Raw genomic sequence first — 15,619 nt, 5'->3', positions numbered from 1 at the left:
CCGCTCATTCTATCGCCACCGCTCCCAGAATAATTCCGCAGAAATTGATGCAATCGCAGTCGAACCACCAGCAACATATTTTGCAGTGCTGTATTTGTATAAAGAACCGGGGGATAAACCATTACACGCGTTGGGTGCAGAACTCTGGTTGGGGCAAAAACCTGTTTGCCGCTTAGAACCAATTCACTGCTTTGGGTTAACGGCTGGTAAAATACGCGCCTATACAGATCAGGTGTTGCAGGCTTTTGCAAAACAATACAGTGTTTCACTATATCAATATAAGGATATGTTTGAGATTACCTCAAGCTACTGCCCAGTGCGACCCTGCCCGTTAAATCCTGAATTGTAGCAATGACCACATACCACCAATTAACAATCTGGGATGTGCTGGATGAGTTGTCCGAATCTCCACCAACTTCTTCCCTTGATGCAGTATGGCAGTGCTTGGATACAGAACTGCATGATTTACCTATTGAAACCCAATTATCAACCGCAGGTATTGCCTTCAGTCAAATTGCGGATATTCTCAAGTCTCGTGCCGAGGTGCTGTTGCAAGATACCCGCGATCGCAATAGTCTTTTGGGGCCTGTTGTTAGCACCGATCTCTTTGCTGGTCTAGTGCGGACAACAATGCACCTAGATTTAGATGATTTGATTGAACCACAAACACCACAAACCTTTAGACCACATCGCCCACACCAATTTTCATATCCTAACCAGGAGGGTGATTCTGTAGTAGCACCTGTTGAAAAAGCGAATGTTTTGGCAATGCTCGATGAGGTGACAACTTTAGAAGATGTCCGTAATTTGGCATCAGATGAGGATGTTCAAAAATGGCAGAGCGTGATCGCCAACTACCTGATAAATGTCAAAGATGAGATTTCTTTAGTTAAACTGCAACGTGTGTTGCAAATGCCGATGGTAGAAGTCTGGTTGGGATTATTGCTGGGTGGGTTTACACTAGAACAACGTGGTGATTTTTATAACAGTCGGAATATTTGGGTGAAAAGCTCTCCAACTACCACCAATGACAATTCATTCGCCATCTAGGAGAGTCCTGCGATATCTGCCACTGAAAGCATAATGTGGTTCTTGGCAACTTTTGGGGAGGATGAGGAAGAAATCTGGCTCCCCACACTCCCCACACCTCCCACACTCAAAAGCCAGTTAAATCACGGGTTTGCGCTTAACAAGCGTGCCATTCGAGCTACAGGAATATAGGTTTTGCTCATTAAACCTCTTGCAAAAAAGTTTTGTGCTAAGGTAGAGGGTCAAACAAATTGTTAAAAAGTTAACAAGCATTTTGAATATTATAGTTATAAACGCTAGGAATTAAGTGACAACGCAACGCAAAGCGTTTTCTGCGATTGCGGTATCGCTGGCTGAAAATCCGAAAAATTTTTAATCTGCGGTTGACGTGTTCCACAGCAACTCGGCGACGAGCTAAACCACGATTAAACTGCTTATCTTCCTTGGTTAACTTACCTCTTCTCGGTTGCTTTCTTGGTGTACGGCTATTGGCATGAAATTTAGCAATTCCTTGGTAGCCGCTATCTTCTAAACTTTCGGTATCAGGATGAAAACGAACTTTACTGTGAATAAAAAGTTTGAAATCATGTCTACGACCAGAATCATTGACAACACAAATTACTTGTAACGTTTCCAGATCAATCACAAATTGAGACTTAAGTGTATGTCGTTTTTGTTTACCACTAAAAAAATGTTTCTGACCATATTTCGGGCGTTCTATGGGACTTTCAGTCACATCCATTGCTACTGTTTTCGGTTTTTGTGATGCTGTCAACAATGACTTTTTTCCTCTTAACCGAAACCTCCCGGAATTGACTAAAATATTTTCTAACCAATGAACAGTACGACAAACCGTTGCTTCTGAAACTTGCCAATCACTGGCGATATGGAAATAAGTTCGATATTCACGCCAATACATTAAACGCACCAATGCCTGGTCTTCCAAACACAGTTTCTTATAACAACCCCGTGTTTCTCTCTGACTGGAAGCATCTTGCAGTACTTTGACTATCTCATCAAATGTCAGTCTTTGTACCCCAACCAGACGTTTAAATTCTCGATTGGACAGTCGCTTTGTTTCTTCGTATCGCATTGGTGAAGCCAATTCATCTCAAAACCCTCAGTCTTACAATAAAATAATTCTGCAAAAGGTCTATTTTAAGTTATGTTAACCAAATTTAAATATTTATAAATTATTACCTTTGATAGTTTTATTTTTGAGCAATTTATCTCCCCGGGTATACGCTATAAATCCTTTAGCTAACTTGAATTGTATGTAGCCAAACAAACCAGACGACGATGTTTTATACCAAATTTTTTGAATTTACGAATACTGCATATTGGGGTTTTGAAACTGTTAGCCAACGATAGCATTTTCAACAGAGGTGGATAGCTATGACAAAGCAAATATCACTTGAACAAGTCCTTGCTTGTGGTGTAGAAACTAATAGTGCTACTACAATACTGCCGCAGGTCAATCAGTGCCTTGCTTCTCTATCTACTGACTGCTGGCAGTATTTAACTCAATGCATCCTTAAGCCTAGTCATCCCTTTGCACTACACGAACTCCTTTACAAAACCACCTTCTCCGACTGGGACAAAATCCAAGGGTTTCCTCCTGCTTGGTTTCCTTCTCACGAACAGATGCAGGCGACTAATATCGCTGCGTTGATGAAGGAGCTAAAACTAGATTCCTATGCAGAACTTCACGCTTGGTCAACACAACATCGCGCTGAATTTTGGGAGATAATTATTCAACGTTTAGGTATTCGCTTGCGAGAGAAATATATCAAAATTGTTGACTTGGCAGCCAGTGTGGAGTCGCCGCAGTGGTTGGTAGGTGCTCAATTTAATATTGTTGAAAGTTGTTTTCAAACATCCCCAGATATCCCTGCCATTATCTTCCAACCAGAAGGAGATTCAATTTTTACTCTCAGCTATGGTGAACTCTACGCCTTGACCAACCGAGTTGCAAATGGGCTTGTGAATGCTGGCTTTGAAAGAGGCGATGCCATTGCAATTGTTATGCCGATGACAGCCGAATCTGTAGCAATTTACTTAGGGATTGTCAAAGCTGGTTGCATTGTAGTTTCTATTGCTGACAGTTTTAGCACCGCCGAAATTGCCAGGCGATTGTATTTGTCTAACGCTAAAGCAATCTTTACCCAAGACTATATTTTGCGTGGCGGTAAGCAGTTGCCCCTTTACAACAAAGTGGTTAACGCCGTTGTACCTGTTGCAATTGTGTTAGGTTCATCTGTTGAACTGCGTCCTGGTGATTTAACTTGGCAGGAGTTTCTCAGTTCTAACGAGCAATTTGATGCTTTCCCTACATATGCTGCCGCTTACACTAATATCCTATTCTCCTCTGGCACCACTGGAGAACCCAAAGTCATTCCCTGGACGCAAACCACCCCAATCAAATGTGCTGCTGATGGGCATCTGCACCAGGATGTCCAGCCAGGCGATGTAGTGGCATGGCATACAAACTTAGGATGGATGATGGGACCGTGGCTGATTTACGCTAGTTTAATCAATCAGGCGACGATCGCTCTTTATTATGGAAAACCTACAGAGCAAAAATATGGTCAGTTTATACAGGATGCAGGCGTAAATATACTTGGTGTAGTACCGAGTCTAGTCAATAGTTGGAAAACAACTGGTTGTATGCAAGGTCTAGACTGGAGTGCTATTAAAGCTTTTAGCTCGACAGGTGAGTGTTCCAATCCTGAAGATATGTTCTACCTTATGTCCCTAGCTGGATACAAACCAGTTATCGAATATTGTGGCGGGACAGAAATCGGAGGAGCCTATATAACTGGCACTTTAGTACAACCATCGACTCCCTCAACTTTTACCACACCTGCCTTGGGGCTAGACTTTATTATTCTCGACCCAGACGGTCATCTTACTAACAAAGGCGAAGCATTTATTATCCCTCCGTCGATTGGACTCTCCACTGAGTTGTTAAACAAAGACCATCACCAGATATATTTTGCTAATGTCCCCCAGATTCAGCATTTAGTACCTCTGCGTCGTCACGGCGACCAGATACAACGCCTGCCCTCCGGCTACTACCGCGCTCATGGTCGCATTGACGATACCATGAATCTTAACGGTATCAAAGTTAGCTCTACTGAAATTGAACAAGCTCTAAATGCCGAGTCAGGAATTTGTGAAACTGCCGCTATTGCTGTTTCCTCTTTATCAGGAGGGCCAAGTCAATTAATTGTCTATGTGGTGGTCAAACCGGATGCCCAGGAGGATAAAGCCGCGATCGCCATATCCTTGCAAACAGCAATCAACCAGCGTCTCAATCCTCTATTTAAGATTCACGATATTGTCATCGTCGATCGCTTACCTCGCACTGCTTCTAACAAAGTTATGCGCCGTGTGTTGCGCGACCAATATCAAGGTACTTTACCTCAATCTACCAAGTCATATGCGTAAAGTCTATATTGTCTCAGCAATCCGTACACCCCTGGGTAAATTTGGTGGTGTACTAGCAGGATTATCCCCCATAGATTTGGGGGCCCATATCATGCAAGCAGCGATCGCCCAGGCAGGAATTCCGGTAGCAGCTTTAGACTTATATATTATGGGTAACGTCCTTCGAGCCGGACATGGACAATTGTTGCCCCGCCAAGCCGCGCTCAAGGCAGGAATTCCAAAAACAGTGAATGGGTATGCTGTAGATATGGTCTGCTCTTCAGGCATGATGAGCTTGATCAACGCAACTAATACTATCCGAGTTGGGGACGCAGATATAGTTCTCGCTGGAGGTATGGAATCAATGTCTCAGGCGGGCTTTTTCCTATCCCACAGAGCGAGGTGGGGTTATAAATTCTTCTTGGGTGCGCCAGAGTCATTAACAGACGTACTACTCTGTGATGGTTTGACTGATACTACCACAGGGGAAACGATGGGAGAACAAGCAGAACGCATTGCCGTAATCTACGGATTCTGCCGTCAGGAATTAGATGAGGTAGCATTTTATTCTCATCAAAAAGCTGCTGCGGCAATGCAGCGAGGTAGTTTTAGCAAAGAGATTGTCCCAATTACAGTGAAAACCAAGCACGACAAGCAATTAGTAGATACAGATGAAGGAATTCGTTCTGATACTACCTGCTTTGGCCTTGCTAAACTACATTCTGTTTTTCAGCCAAATGGTGTATTGACAGCAGGAAACAGTAGTCAGATATCAGATGGAGCTGCGGCTGTGGTTTTAGCTAGTCACTCAGCAGTGAAAAGTTATCAATTGCAGCCGATGGCAGAGGTGTTAGGTGCGACTTGGGCCAGTGGTGAGACTTGGCGCTTCCTAGAGGCACCAGTTTGGGCAGTTAAACAGTTGTTAGAAAAGCTCGGCATGACGGGAGCTGATATTGACTTGTTCGAGAATAATGAAGCTTTTGCCCTGAGCAACTTGCTTTTTAGTCAGTTATTGAGCGTTCCCAAGGACAAGTTAAATGTTAACGGCGGTGCGATCGCTCTAGGGCATCTCATTGGTGCCTCTGGAACGCGGCTTGTTGTCACATTGCTCAATGCTTTAAAAGAACACAAAAAAACCGTGGGCATAGCTGCTCTATGCCACGGCACTGGTGGAGGCACTGCAATTGCAATCAAACGGCTTTAGACTTCTTGCAGAAGTCGGGAAAAGGGTAAGGGAGAAGAAAAAACCCTTTCCCTTTTACCTTTTCCCTTTGCCCCCTCTTATTGTCCTCATTGTAGTAAGTCGCTATACAAACCATCCCAAAAAACGGCGATCGCTTCTAGAATCTGCCATCCTCCTTCAAAGAATTTGGCTCGATCAAAGTTGGGATTGAAATAAACCTCCTCTAATTCTTCAAGGGTGTGTGCAGCGTGCTGCGCCTCGACGCGGTTATGCCAGGTGAAGAATGCCAAACGTAAGTGCGGATGACGCATCTGTTTAATACGCATGAAACCATCTTCCAATTCCTGCCAGAAACCAGCCGCCGCCCAGTGTTCGACGGCAAAACTAGCACCCTGAGCAATCTGCTGATCGTCGCTACCGTAGAGGTGAATCAATTCATCGCAGAAGTGCAAGGTTTTAGGTCTGCCATGCTTGCGCTTGCCGATTTCTGCAAAATCTAGCCCTAGACCCTGAGCCACCCCCAGCAGCCATTCAAAATGAGCTGCTTGGAAACGGCAAATACCACCATCTACAGTGCCATCAGTGCTGACTAATTCGGGATCTCCTTCTTTATCCTTTGCTTCCTCAGTGAGTGCAATGGTGTTAGGGATTTGTTCGATGTGGCGATAGATAACTCCCAGTTCGTTGAGCAATATCTCCCGACTAGCCCGCGACTGCTGGAGAGTGGGAGAATTGATAACTTTCAACAAAGCTGCAACTAGGAACTGGTTGGAGAAAACTGAGAATTGCTGAATAAAATGCCGCAGTTCTACATCTGTAGCTGTGCCTTTTTGAAACCACTTAGTATAGGCATTATTTCTGATAATGCGATGGTGCAATAATTTGCGCTCAACATCTTTGAGAAACTCTTGAAAGCCGTCTACCTGCTTTTGAGTTAGCGTGCCTTGGCGCAAACGCTCTTGAATCCGCGAAGAAATGGTGAGATGAGTTGGCTTTTTTGCAGTTGCTTGAGCGATCATAATATTACTCCTAGCTGGAAAATAAAAAATAGAAAATAAAGACTGGAGACTAGGAAGACATATACACTTTTTGTAGACAATTGCCAGGGAGTAGCTAGTTTGCAGCTAAAATCGGGACAAAAGACTTTGCTTCTCTTCCAGTCTTACCCAAGCCAACTGTAAACATAATTTTTGTCTTCCAAAGCAATAGCATTCGTCGTCAGTCTCAATGGTCGAAAAGTATCAATCATCACAGCAAGTTCGTTAGTTCGTTCTTTGCCAATCGACCCTTCGTACATCCCTGGGTGTGGGCCATGAGGAATGCCACTCGGATGTAAGGTAATCGAGCCTCGCTCAATTCCTTTGCGAGACATAAATTTCCCCTCAACGTAGTAGAGAACCTCATCGGAATCGACATTAGAGTGATTGTATGGGGCTGGAATTGCCTGGGGATGATAGTCAAACATTCGCGGTACAAAGGAACACAAGACAAAGCCAGGCCCATCAAAGGTTTGATGCACAGATGGTGGTTGGTGTATTTTGCCTGTAATTGGCTCAAAGTCCTCAATATTGAATGCAAATGGCCAAAGATGCCCATCCCAGCCAACTACATCCAGAGGATGATGGTTATATAAGTAACGACTAAACCCACCGCGAGCTTTGAGTAATACCTCAAACTCTCCTTCTTCATCGTGAGTAATCAGTGCTGATGGCGGACGAATATCCCGCTCGCAATAAGGTGCGTGTTCGAGGAATTGACCGTACTGATTGAGATAGCGTTTGGGTGGCTCGATATGCCCGTATGCTTCGACTACAAGCATTCGCTGCTCTACTCCTTCATCTGGCAAAATGCGCCAAACAACCCCAGTCGGAATAACCAGATAATCTCCCGGCCTATAGCGGATTATTCCATACTGACTTTCTAGTACACCAATACCTTCATGAATGAAAATTACTTCATCACCATGTGCAAAACGATACCAATATTGCATAGATGCTGTAGGCAAAGCTACGGAAATACAGACATCTGCATTGGCTATTAAAGGAATCCGAGATCCAATGGCATCGCCTTGAGCAGCTAGAGTTGCTGTACGCAGATGACGGTGGCATAGGGGAACTGATTCTTCATAAGATATATCTGTTTTGCTCTCCAGCAAAATTTTCTGGATTTGAGTGGGTGGATACAGATGGTAAAGCAGGGATTGAATACCTGAAAAACCACGAGTTCCCATTAGTTCTTCGTGATATAAAGAACCATCGGTTTGGTGAAATTGAGTGTGGCGTTTATGAGGAATATTTCCCAATTTGTAGTAATAGGTCATGGTTTTACCCCGCTTGTTTGGGTTTACCGTAGCTCCTTGTTGAAAACGGCATCATCTAAAGATTCCCTCGCCGCGCTTGCTCGCGCTCAATTGCTTCAAACAAAGCTTTGAAATTTCCCTCACCAAAGCCTTGACAGCCATGTCGCTCAATTACCTCAAAGAACAGTGTTGGTCGATCTTCTACAGGCTGAGTAAAAGTTTGTAACAAATAACCATCCTGATCGCGATCTACAAGGATTCCTAGTTCTGCTAGTTTATCCAGCGGCTCTTCGATTTTCCCTACCCGCTCTTCTATGTTCTCGTAGTATGTTGGAGGAATGCTGAGAAACTCAACCCCTGATGCTCTAAGTCGGGAAACCGTCTCGATAATGTTGCTGGTTGCACAGGCGACGTGTTGAATTCCAAGACCCTGGTTATATTCTAAATATTCTTCAACTTGAGACTTCCGTTTGCCTTGGGCTGGCTCATTGATCGGCAATTTGATTTTGCCTGTGCTGTCTTGCATCACTTTGGACATCAAAGCAGAGTACTCTGTAGAAATAGTTTGATCGTCAAAGTGTACTAATAACTCAAAACCCATAGTATCAGCGAAGAACTTAGCCCACTGCTCCATAGCACCCAGTTCGACATTACCAACTACATGGTCAATGTTGGTTAGACCGACTCCCTTCCCCTTAGCTGAGTCTCTAGGTTGAAAACTAGGTGCAAAAACTCCAGTGTAATTACTGCGCTCGACAAATTTGAGCAAAATATCGCCATAGATGTGAATAGCAGCGTAGCGAATTATTCCATATTCGTCTTTTTCTTCAGTTGGGGGAATTGCTCCCACTGCACCCCGCGCGGTTGATTCCCGGTAGGCACTGGCAGCATTGGGAACTTCCAGGGCAATAACAGCTATGCTATCGCCGTGCTGAAGTACACTTTTGCAGATGGGATGATTTGGATTCAAACCACTACTCAACACAAAGCGAATTTCTCCTTGCTCCATAACATAGGAAGCCATTTTGCGATCGCCCGTTTCTAAACCCCGGTAAGCTGTATTGGTAAAACCGAAAGCTTGAGAGTAAAACAGTGCTGCTTGTCTGGCATTACCTACATAGAATTCAAGGTGGTCGAATCGTCGAATCGAAAAAAAATTATTCACGGTAATTCCTCCTTACGGGAACTACAGTTATTAGTAGGAGGGAAGAACTAAAAGTAAAAGAGTAATATCAAGACAGCCTAATTATGCAATACAAAAATATTGCAGACATATTCGTATTTTTGCTCCTATCCTGCGATTTTTGCTTTGCAGTACTTGTCTAATGTGCTTTTACACAAATTAATTTTTCACCTGTTTTAAGTATAGATATGTCAACAGGCAAATTTATAAGTATGTAACTAAAAATTAACCAGAGCAATTAAAGTTAAATTTGATATAGCAATCCTGATTTACGAACTGCTTATAGAGGTAGACCATAGGGAATAGGCAATAGGCAATAGTAAATATTAATTAGGGTGTGTTACAGCTATGCAAGGATTTGGGAGTTTGAAAGAGTGAGAAGTAGCCGTAACGCACCGAGAAAGATGGTGCGTTACTATAATTTAAGGTTTATTTTATAAATCATCTCTTAAAGTTAAATTTAATATGTTGTTACTATAGTTTGCTCTTTTCCTTCTAGACGACCAAGTAAGTAATCCCAAACAAAAGACAAATCAGACCAGAGTGAAGTAAATACTGAAGAAAGCAATAAAGCAAATGTTGAAAAGATAATGCTTTTAGCGATATTTAACTTGGTTTCCAACAAACGTGGAACTTGAATTGAATTCAGTTAATAAATATACATATCAAGCTAAAATGAAGTTAAAACTTTAACTTTAATGCATCTGTTCTAGATTAACATCGGTTAATTCTGAGTTAGCATTATTTTAGTCAGGAGATTATCTCCAATGCTGGCATCGATAAAAACACTGTTCTCATCAATTGTTGACTATGCTGGATTGTTCCCCCCGGCAAAACTTACGATGGAAGAGGCGATCGCCAATTATGCTCGCTATCAAACAGCTTGCCACCACTGGATGTTAGGTAATTTTGTACTACCAGTGTCGCGGATAAATGAGTTTGAACAACTGCTTTTAAAGTTGCCTATAGAAGCAGAAGTGAGTAAAACTAAACACTGGCGGCTCAGTCTTATTATCTCTCAAGAAGTGGAGTCGGCGATCGCCAAAATTCAAGCTCTAAATGATCACCCAAAAATGGCGATCGCCTCCCTAGAATTTCCACCACTTTCCCTTAGTGAAATTGATAAAGTATTTCCTTATCTTCCTGCTGACACTGAGGCGTTTTTTGAAATTCCTTATAGTGGGGACTTGACAGCATATTTAACTTTACTGCAACGCCCTGGTACATCGGCTAAAATTCGTACTGGCGGCTTGAGTGCCGAGGCGTTTCCTACAATTTCTCAACTTTATCGGTTTATTTTTGCTTGTGCCGAAGCTCAAGTTGCTTTTAAAGCAACTGCTGGACTGCATCATCCCCTACCAGGGAAGTATCCCTTAACATACGAGCCAGATAGCTCTAATGCGATAATGCATGGCTTTCTGAATGTAGCAGTGTTGGCAGTACTGGTTTATTGGCAGAAGATAACTGCACAAGAAGCCCTAGTAGTTCTTCAGGAGTCTACTCTCGAAAGTTTCCAAGTCTCAGCAAATAGCATCGTTTGGAAAGATCGCCGACTAGATATCTGGGAGCTACAAAAGGCTCGGCAAAGTTTCTTTCGTTGTTTTGGCTCTTGCTCATTTCAAGAACCCATAGAATCACTCAAGAATCTGAAACTGTTATGAGCCGTTCAATCGATCAAACTCACGATCCTAGTTTGCGTAGTTGGGTAGAATCTGCCAATCAAAAAGATACTGATTTCCCGATTCAGAACTTACCTTTTGGCGTGTTTCGACATCGTAATGGTACCCGAAGCTCACGAATTGGGGTAGCGATCGGCGACCAAGTTCTAGATTTGACATCATGTTACCACTCAAGACTGCTTCAAGAACTCCCCGAGCAGTTGCAAGCAGCTTGCACGGATGCTAATTTAAATCCCTTAATGGCTTTAGGAAGTTGGGCTTCATCAGCGTTGCGTACTCATCTGAGCGAATTGCTGCGATGGAATGGACAAAAGCCTTCATTAGAGGCAAAACTGCTGATACCAATGGTAGAAGCAGAACTTTTATTACCTGCGGACATTGGCGATTATACTGATTTTTACGCTTCTATTTTTCACGCTACCAACGTTGGAAAGCTATTCCGTCCTGACAATCCCTTACTCCCTAACTACAAATACCTTCCTATTGCCTACCACGGACGAGCCTCCTCCATTGTACCCAGTGGTACACCTATCAAGCGCCCCCAAGGTCAGCGAAAAGCTCCTGAAGATACTGTCCCTCATTTCGGTTCTTCCGTGTCTCTAGACTATGAAGTGGAGGTCGGCTTTCTGATTGGTGCTGGCAATCAACTAGGACACCCCATATCTATTGGCACCGCAGAGTCACATGTGTTTGGACTTTGCTTAGTCAATGACTGGTCAGCACGAGATATCCAAGCTTGGGAGTACCAGCCCTTGGGCCCCTTCCTCAGCAAGAGCTTTGCCACGACGATTTCTCCTTGGGTAGTAACTTTAGAAGCTCTGGCACCTTTCCGTTGTCCTGCTTTTGAACGTTCTCAGGAAGATCCGTTGCCCCTACCTTATCTGTCTGACTCAATTAATACCAGAGTGGGCGGGATAGATATGATACTGGAAGTGCTACTTAATTCGGCACAGATGCGCGAGCAAGGGATAGAGCCATTTTCTATGAGCCATGCTTCCTTTAAAGAAATGTACTGGACAATAGCTCAGATGATTGCTCACCACACTAGTAATGGTTGCAATCTCCGCCCTGGAGATTTACTAGCTAGTGGAACAGTTTCTGGTACTGAATCAGCTTCTCAAGGATCTCTGCTAGAAATTACTCGGCGTGGTTCTCAGCCTATTAAACTAGCAACGGGTGAGATCCGAGCTTTCCTAGCTGATGCAGACGAAGTTATTATTCGCGGATACTGTGAGAAAGAAAACTATGCCAGAGTCGGGTTCGGAGAGTGTCAAGGCATAGTTCTTGCTGCCGAATGAGCGGAGGGAAGAAATGCAATTTTCAGCCAAAAGACATATAACACCTAATTAGTGCATAATTACGGCTTTGTTGCGTGAATATAGAAAGATGGTAAATTTTACTCAATACCTTCGCCAATTTACGAGGGTGAGTTGATGACGCTTACACTATTAACTCGCTGTTCTCTGAGGTTTGGCAAAAACAATAAGTCTAAAAATTCCTTTAAGGTTGACCATAAGGTTTTTTTTTAACGTATTGACCGCAGTATGAGGATTTGAGATGTAATCTCATTCGATTTATCTGACACTTTCATCTGTGCCAAAACCAAATTTTGTTCACTTGCCCAGGCACTAATCAAATGCAATGCTGCAAAACCTTGATTTCGGTCGTAAGAACCCCTAATTGTCTTTCCGTCTATGGGAATTATCTCTCCTCCCATCTTTGTCACTAGGGTTTCTATCCATTTCAAGAAACAGCAATTCAATTCTTCTGGGTTGATGAACTCAAATACTCGCCGGAAGGTGTCATCGGAAGGGATTCCGTTTGGTAATGCTAAAAACTCTTCTAACCACTTTTGCTTACTGATGCCGTAATTCTCAATGTCTTCCCATTCTTGCGCTCCGCTTATTACTGCGAGAATTGCAATTACTAAGATATCTATGAGTTGATGTTTTTTGGTCTGCTCTACTCTTGGGTCTTTGATGTCTTCAAAATGCTTGACTAAACTCTTTTGAATAGCTTCAATTGATGCTACCTGTCCTGGCTCAGGCTGATGACGATTGCTTTTTTTAGCTTTACCAGATTTAGTTTCAAATCCTGCCGACATACAGTTTTATTCCAAGAGTTTTCAGGGTAAGCGCATTGCTTTCATCTCATTTCTTTTGCTCTGATGTCAAGTGCATTTTTTATTTGCTTCCGGATTCTCATCTTTGTTCTTTTGTCAAGTTGCTATTATACCAAATTAGATGAGCTTCCCCTGGAGGATTCCATCAAGACACTATCGCCCAACTTCAAAAAGAAATAGAAAATTGGAAATGTGATTTGGATATCCCTATCTTGATCCAAGTTCTCCCAAGGGGAGTTCAAAATTCAGAAACTAAACTTTTTGATGGGTTCGTTACCCTTTGGTGTAATTGTTCGGAATTTGAATTGTGGCGAGAAATATTTGAAACTAAACTCGATAAGTGAACTGTTGCATTAAATTATTGTTTCCTCGCTGCACCATCATTTCTGTTGCCTCCACTCGATTTTGTACTCCCGTTCCACAGCCGCCAGCAATTTTGCCTGCAACGAAGATAAATAAGGTTTGGCTTGTTTCCCCAGCCCCTGCAATAGCCAATCCACAGCCTCGTCACGGGTGGCCACTTGATTTAACTGCCGTAACCTCACACATAGCTGCTGCATGAATTGGCAATCTTCATCAAGCAATTCCAGTGATTTCAGGTGTTCGATTTTTACAGTGTAGTCGCCATCCCAAGTCTGGAGTGTACAGCTGTATTCCCCAACGTGATTTACCACGCCCCAATTACCCGCTTTACCTCTCAAGTCTGGGTTATCCTTTGGCAAAAGAATGCATATTTCACCAATATGGTAAGGATTGGCTACTTTCGTGCTTTCGCGTATCCTATCTACAATATCTTTCACTATGCGACCAGATGGAATCTTATTCCCAGCTTGCTCTACTGCCTGTTGCCATACATCCGCTTGCACAGCCGGTTCCAACTCTGCTTTCGCCAAAAACCGCAATTGTCGTTCGTTGGTCGGCATTGGAATTTGCCGACCAATGGTCGGCAAAAACTTTTGAAGATTCTCATAAACCACAATAGCTGAAATCTTCAAGTACGCTGCGTCACGACTATAATTGAAGCGATCGCGGCAGTATTCTTCAAAAGTCCGGTGCGTGGAACGGTACAGCCGTCTGTCCCTCAACTTCATCAGCGCCTGACCCGCTTCTAAAAACGCACGTTCTACACGGCGTTCTAAGTTCAGCCGCTCGTTTTGTTCTTCGGGGGTCAACTCTCTGATTTCAACAGCCACAACTTCGATGGTTGCTAATGCTGGCTTATCTTGGGCAGAAATATTTTCGGCAGCAGAGTCGGTTGCTAGCTTTGGTTCCTCAGATGTCGCAGGGGTAATTTTCTTGCGTCTGGATGGTGGTTTGTTCATTATTCCACCTCCAGGCTGACAGCAGTCGAACAAATATTGAATTGTGTCATCATGCAATATAGTGTTTTTATTTATGCCCCCATCCTTTAAATAGGTTGGGGTTTTTCATTGCTTTTTATATTTTGCAGCCTTAAAGCACTACCAAATATAAAACTCATCAAAAAATCTCATAGACCAATTATCAAAAAAAAACGCTACGCCAGAGGTATTACAACAACAAAATACTGTTTGGTCGTATTCTAGAAATACCCTCTTCGACACACGGGCAAAACAACGGCTAATGCTTGATTATTTGACAGAGGGTATCGGATTTGGGGTGACTATATAAATCTCATCTAGGTTGAAACCCATAGTTTTTCCGTATCGGGTTTGAGATGAGTTTTAACCCACACTCGATATTGAGTTTTATTTAGAATCAAGGGGCTAATTTAAATTTTTTTAGCAAAGAAAAGAACCGATAAATAGGGTTTATTAACATATCCTCCGTGAGCATTTAATATCTGTATAATAGTATCAGAAAAATCTTGCTTTTCAGTTTCAGTAAATTCTTGATAAGCAGTTTGAGTTTTCAGAAGACCTAGATATCGTTCTGCATCATAATTAATAAACCAAGGATATTGTTTGATCACTAGGTTTTTGAAACAAAAGCTATTTAATATCCAGTTTTCTCTTTTTTTTATTAGTGATTCAACTGAGGATGGTTTAGTATTATATATTGTAGGTACATATTTTTGAAACGTTTCTTTGAGCGCCTGAAATATTGAAGTATCTGGTAAAATAGAGAAATTCCAAAAAAACGCAATATAACCTTCTTGTTTTAAAGCTTGTGCAACTTTTGGATACCCTTTTTCACGATTTACCCAATGAAAGGCTTGGGCAGATATTGCTAAATCAAAGGCGCTTGGGCGTAAGTTCCAATCCTCTAAAGTAACTGTCTCAAATGTCACCTTTGGATATAAACGCATATTTTGAGATGCTATTGCAATCAGTCTTTCACCTGGCTCTAAACAGTAGATAGCGTAGCCCTTTTCAGCAAATGGAACAGTTCCCTTACCTGTCCCTGTTCCAATATCTAAAATTGAAGCTGAATCCGTAAGATTAGCCATCTCAATTACATCTTCAATCAATTGAGATGGATAACTAGGGCGTGCTGCATCATAGATTTCTGCAACTTCATTAAAGGACTCACTACGTTTTTTGCTCATCACTGATAAATCCACAAACGTATTTTACTCTCGATCACTTTCGCTCAGATTTTAGAAAATATTAACAGTTTTACACTAGAGAAAAGCCTCTGTCTCCAATCCAATTTGACAAGACGCTACCGCTACTATTAATCTGTATAATTGGTAATCCTTCGGGTGCAGGGTGCA

Annotated in this window: 12 protein-coding genes and 1 pseudogene; 6 read left to right on the top strand and 7 right to left on the bottom strand. The window is 42.6% G+C overall.

Annotated elements, in window-relative coordinates; genetic code table 11:
• Positions 1–349, top strand: a 349-nt coding sequence (locus RMY27_RS30595) for a hypothetical protein (RefSeq protein WP_322668591.1), incomplete at its 5' end; no start/stop codon positions are given.
• A 2-nt stretch (positions 350–351) separates the two neighbouring features.
• A complete protein-coding gene (locus RMY27_RS30590) occupies positions 352–1,050 on the top strand; it encodes a hypothetical protein (protein WP_322668590.1) in 699 nt (232 codons plus the stop codon).
• Between the two features lie 241 nt (positions 1,051–1,291).
• Here RMY27_RS30590 and RMY27_RS30585 read toward each other — a convergent pair whose 3' ends face one another.
• Positions 1,292–2,122: an IS5 family transposase gene (locus tag RMY27_RS30585; RefSeq protein WP_322668589.1), complete on the bottom strand. Its 831-nt coding sequence runs from the start codon at positions 2,120–2,122 to the stop codon at positions 1,292–1,294.
• A 302-nt stretch (positions 2,123–2,424) separates the two neighbouring features.
• Here RMY27_RS30585 and RMY27_RS30580 point away from each other — a divergent pair, with 302 nt between their 5' ends.
• Complete coding sequence (locus RMY27_RS30580) at positions 2,425–4,479, top strand: AMP-binding protein (protein WP_322668588.1); 2,055 nt, start codon at positions 2,425–2,427, stop codon at positions 4,477–4,479.
• Complete coding sequence (locus RMY27_RS30575; protein ID WP_322668587.1) at positions 4,472–5,662, top strand: thiolase family protein; 1,191 nt, start codon at positions 4,472–4,474, stop codon at positions 5,660–5,662. Before RMY27_RS30580 ends, RMY27_RS30575 begins: the two co-directional genes overlap by 8 nt.
• 86 nt (positions 5,663–5,748) lie before the next feature.
• Here RMY27_RS30575 and RMY27_RS30570 read toward each other — a convergent pair whose 3' ends face one another.
• The 3 genes from RMY27_RS30570 to hppD all read right to left on the bottom strand — a co-directional run bounded on the left by RMY27_RS30570 (position 5,749) and on the right by hppD (position 9,105).
• A complete protein-coding gene (locus tag RMY27_RS30570) occupies positions 5,749–6,660 on the bottom strand; it encodes a hypothetical protein (RefSeq protein WP_322668586.1) in 912 nt (303 codons plus the stop codon).
• A 143-nt stretch (positions 6,661–6,803) separates the two neighbouring features.
• Complete coding sequence (locus RMY27_RS30565) at positions 6,804–7,961, bottom strand: homogentisate 1,2-dioxygenase (RefSeq protein ID WP_322668585.1); 1,158 nt, start codon at positions 7,959–7,961, stop codon at positions 6,804–6,806.
• A 55-nt stretch (positions 7,962–8,016) separates the two neighbouring features.
• Entirely contained in the window at positions 8,017–9,105 is a 1,089-nt protein-coding gene (hppD, locus tag RMY27_RS30560) for a 4-hydroxyphenylpyruvate dioxygenase (protein WP_322668584.1), read from the bottom strand.
• Between the two features lie 785 nt (positions 9,106–9,890).
• Between hppD and RMY27_RS30555 the strand changes: the two genes are divergently transcribed.
• Together RMY27_RS30555 and fahA are read left to right on the top strand one after the other, a co-directional pair.
• Positions 9,891–10,784 carry a hypothetical protein gene (locus RMY27_RS30555; RefSeq protein ID WP_322668583.1) on the top strand — a complete coding sequence of 298 codons (894 nt, stop codon included), beginning with the start codon at positions 9,891–9,893 and terminating at the stop codon, positions 10,782–10,784.
• Entirely contained in the window at positions 10,781–12,100 is a 1,320-nt protein-coding gene (fahA, locus tag RMY27_RS30550) for a fumarylacetoacetase (RefSeq protein WP_322668582.1), read from the top strand. The genes RMY27_RS30555 and fahA overlap by 4 nt, the downstream gene beginning before the upstream one ends.
• A 257-nt stretch (positions 12,101–12,357) precedes the next feature.
• Here fahA and RMY27_RS30545 read toward each other — a convergent pair.
• From RMY27_RS30545 to RMY27_RS30535, 3 genes and pseudogenes are all read right to left on the bottom strand, one after another.
• Positions 12,358–12,906 (bottom strand): annotated as a pseudogene (locus RMY27_RS30545) (ISAs1 family transposase); the annotation flags it as partial.
• 398 nt (positions 12,907–13,304) lie between these two features.
• Positions 13,305–14,246, bottom strand: a complete 942-nt coding sequence (locus tag RMY27_RS30540; RefSeq protein ID WP_322668581.1) for a hypothetical protein — start codon at positions 14,244–14,246, stop codon at positions 13,305–13,307.
• A gap of 428 nt (positions 14,247–14,674) precedes the next feature.
• On the bottom strand, positions 14,675–15,466 hold the full coding sequence (locus tag RMY27_RS30535; protein WP_322668580.1) for a class I SAM-dependent methyltransferase: 792 nt from the start codon (positions 15,464–15,466) through the stop codon (positions 14,675–14,677).
• Between the last annotated feature and the right edge of the window lie 153 nt (positions 15,467–15,619).

This window comes from Nostoc sp. DedQUE09 (assembly GCF_034530915.1).
GTDB lineage: Bacteria > Cyanobacteriota > Cyanobacteriia > Cyanobacteriales > Nostocaceae > Nostoc.
The sequence above is the reverse complement of the archived record's forward strand: the minus strand, read 5'-3'. Positions and strand labels throughout refer to the sequence as shown.

Coding starts and splice junctions, on each gene's coding strand:
- RMY27_RS30590 (WP_322668590.1), top strand. CDS start 352: ATGACCACATACCACCAATTAACAATCTGGGATGTGCTGGATGAGTTG.
- RMY27_RS30585 (WP_322668589.1), bottom strand. CDS start 2,122: ATGCGATACGAAGAAACAAAGCGACTGTCCAATCGAGAATTTAAACGT.
- RMY27_RS30580 (WP_322668588.1), top strand. CDS start 2,425: ATGACAAAGCAAATATCACTTGAACAAGTCCTTGCTTGTGGTGTAGAA.
- RMY27_RS30575 (WP_322668587.1), top strand. CDS start 4,472: ATGCGTAAAGTCTATATTGTCTCAGCAATCCGTACACCCCTGGGTAAA.
- RMY27_RS30570 (WP_322668586.1), bottom strand. CDS start 6,660: ATGATCGCTCAAGCAACTGCAAAAAAGCCAACTCATCTCACCATTTCT.
- RMY27_RS30565 (WP_322668585.1), bottom strand. CDS start 7,961: ATGACCTATTACTACAAATTGGGAAATATTCCTCATAAACGCCACACT.
- RMY27_RS30555 (WP_322668583.1), top strand. CDS start 9,891: ATGCTGGCATCGATAAAAACACTGTTCTCATCAATTGTTGACTATGCT.
- fahA (WP_322668582.1), top strand. CDS start 10,781: ATGAGCCGTTCAATCGATCAAACTCACGATCCTAGTTTGCGTAGTTGG.
- RMY27_RS30540 (WP_322668581.1), bottom strand. CDS start 14,246: ATGAACAAACCACCATCCAGACGCAAGAAAATTACCCCTGCGACATCT.